Here is a 2,879-nt window from a genome sequence, read left to right as displayed (position 1 = left end):
CGCTGGAATACCTGGGCCGCCTGGACCACCAGGTGAAGATCCGCGGGTTCCGCATCGAACCGGGCGAGATCGAGTCCGTGCTGCGCCGGCACCCCGCCGTGCGCGACTGCGTGGTCGTGGTGCGCGAGGACGAGCCGGGCGACCCGCGGCTCGTGGCCTACGCCGCCGCGGACGGCGACGTGGACACCCTCCGGGCGCACGTGCGCGCCAGCCTTCCCGGCCACATGGTCCCCAGCGCCTTCGTGCTGCTGGACGCGCTGCCGCTTACCCCCAACGGCAAGCTGGACCGCAAGGCGCTGCCGGAGCCCGGATACACGCCCGCCGCGGCCTCGCTGCCCCCCCGCAACCAGCTGGAGCGCAGGGTGGCCGAGGCGTGGAAGGAAGTGCTGCGCGTGGCCGAAGTGGGGGTGTCGGACAACTTCTTCGACCTGGGCGGGAGCTCGCTTCTGCTGAGCCGTGTCTTTTCGCGGGTGCGCGAACTTCGCGCGGACCTGCGCATGGTGGACCTGTTCCGCTACCCCACGGTGGAGGCGCTGGCCGGCTACCTGGGCGCGGAAGAGACGGGCGCCGCGAGCGAGCTGGCCGACAGCCGGTCGCGGGCCGAAGAGCGCAGGAATTCCCGGCGCCGCGCCAGGAGCGGCTGAACCCATATGGCCCCGGGTTCCCGGATCTCCGCGTCACGGGCGAACCGTCCGTGCGCGGCCTGATCCGGGACCCGGGGCACTCGGAACGCGACGGAAATCACCACGCTGTGGACGCCGGGCCCGTGCGGCCCCCACCGGAAAACGACAGGGAAGTCATCATGGAGTTCGAAGACCGGCAGGACGAGATCGCGGTGGTGGGGATGAGCTGCCGCTTTCCCGGCGCGCGCGACCCGGCCGAGTACTGGCGGAACCTGTGCGAGGGGGTGGAGGCGATCCGCTTCTTCTCGAACGATGAGCTGCTGGCCGAGGGCACTTCTCCCGAGCTGCTGCGCCACCCGTCGTTCGTCCCCGCGCACGGGGCTCTGGGCGACCTGTTCGAGTTCGACGCCCCGTTCTTCGGCGTGAGCCAGCGGGAGGCCCAGGTGCTGGATCCGCAGCACCGTGTGTTTCTGCAGTGCGCCTGGAGCGCCCTCGAGGACGCAGGCGTGGACCCGGCGCGCTTCGGCGGCAGCATCGGCGTGTACGGCGGCTCCGGCTTCAGCCCCCACCTGTCGCACGTCATGCAGGACGAGGAGCTGGCCGCGCAGGTGCCCTGGGAGCTGGTCGTCTTCAGCAACGACAAGGATTTCCTTACGACGCGCGTGTCGTACAAGCTGGGGCTGCGGGGCCCCAGCGTGGCGGTGCAGACTGCGTGCAGCACCTCGCTGGTCGCCATTCACCTGGCGTGCCAGAGCCTGCTGAACCGCGAGTGCGACCTGGCGCTGGCCGGCGGCGCCACCATCTGGCCCCGGCTGGCCGCGGGATACGTGTACCACGAAGGCGGCATCAACTCCCCCGACGGCCGCGTCCGCACCTTCGACGCGCGCGGCGCGGGGATGGTGGTGGGCTCCGGAGCCGGGGTGGTGACGCTCAAGCGGATGGTGGACGCGCTGCGCGACGGCGACTCCATTCACGCCGTGGTCAAGGGCTCCGCCATCAACAACGACGGCGCGGGAAAGATCGGCTTTACCGCGCCCAGCGTGCAGGGGCAGGCACGGGCGGTCGCCGAGGCGGTGGCGCTGGCGGGCCTGGAGCCCCGCGACATCGGCTACGTGGAGGCGCACGGCACCGCGACCCCGCTCGGCGACCCGATCGAGGTCGCGGCCCTCAAGGAGGTGTTCGGCGGGTCCGCGGCCAGACACTCGGTGGCTCTGGGCGCGGTAAAGCCCAACGTGGGCCACCTGGACACCGCGGCGGGGGTCGCGGGCTTCATCAAGACCGTGCTGGCGGTAAAGCACGGCCTCGTGCCGCCCACGCTGCACTTTGAAACCCCCAACCCCGAAACCGGGCTTGACGACTCGCCCTTCTTCGTGAACGCCGCGCTGCGCCCGTGGGCCGGGAGCGACGGCGCGCCGCGGCGGGGCGGCGTCAGCTCCTTCGGCATCGGCGGCACCAACGTGCACGCCGTGCTGGAGGAGGCGCCCGCCCTTCCCGCCCTGCCCGCGACCGACGCCGCACAGCTCGTGGTGCTGAGCGCCAAGAGCCAGGCCGCGCTGGAACGGATGCGCGCCAACCTCGCCGCTCACCTGGCGCACAACCCGGACGTGCCCCTGGCCGACGTCGCCTTCACCCTGCAGGAAGGACGCGCCGCCCACGGCTACCGGTGGGCCGCGGCCGTCCGCGACGTGCAGGGGGCCGGGGCCGCGCTGGCCGCGCCCCCGCGGGGCACGGTCAGGCGCGCCGCCGACGGCCCGCCCGTCGCGTTCCTTTTTCCCGGCCAGGGGAGCCAGCACCCCGGGATGGCGGGCGAGCTGTACGCGCGGGAGCCGGTGTACCGCGCCGAACTGGACCGCTGCGCCGATGCGCTGGCGCCCCAGCTGGGAATGGACCTGCGCACGGCCCTCTTTCCCGCCCCGGGGGCGGAAGCCGAAGCCGCCGCGCTGCTGCAGGAAACGCGGCTTACGCAGCCCGCGCTGTTCGCCACCGAGTACGCGCTCGCAAAGCTGTGGATCAGCCGCGGCGTACACCCCGAGTCCATGCTGGGCCACAGCATCGGCGAGTACGTAGCGGCGTGCCTGGCCGGCGTGTTCACCCTCGACAACGCACTCACGCTGGTGGCCGCGCGCGGGCGGCTCATGCAGTCGCTTCCCGCGGGGGCCATGCTGGCCGTGCCCATGCCCGAGGCCCAGGTGGCCCCGCTCCTTCCCGCCGCCGTGTCGCTGGCCGCGGTGAACAGCGCCGCGCACTGCGTGGTGA

Annotated in this window: 2 protein-coding genes; both read left to right on the top strand. The window is 72.7% G+C overall.

The window, feature by feature from the left end:
• Positions 1-644, top strand: a 644-nt coding sequence (locus VF665_RS18460) for an AMP-binding enzyme (RefSeq protein ID WP_331054927.1), incomplete at its 5' end; no start/stop codon positions are given.
• Between the two features lie 158 nt (positions 645-802).
• Positions 803-2,879: type I polyketide synthase (locus VF665_RS18455; RefSeq protein ID WP_331054926.1), on the top strand; the 2,077-nt coding region annotated here is incomplete at its 3' end.

Origin of the sequence: Longimicrobium sp., from assembly GCF_036387355.1 — a bacterium.
Taxonomy (GTDB): Bacteria; Gemmatimonadota; Gemmatimonadetes; order Longimicrobiales; family Longimicrobiaceae; genus Longimicrobium.
Note: the sequence above shows the minus strand (reverse complement) of the source record. Positions and strands in the feature narration are given on the sequence as shown.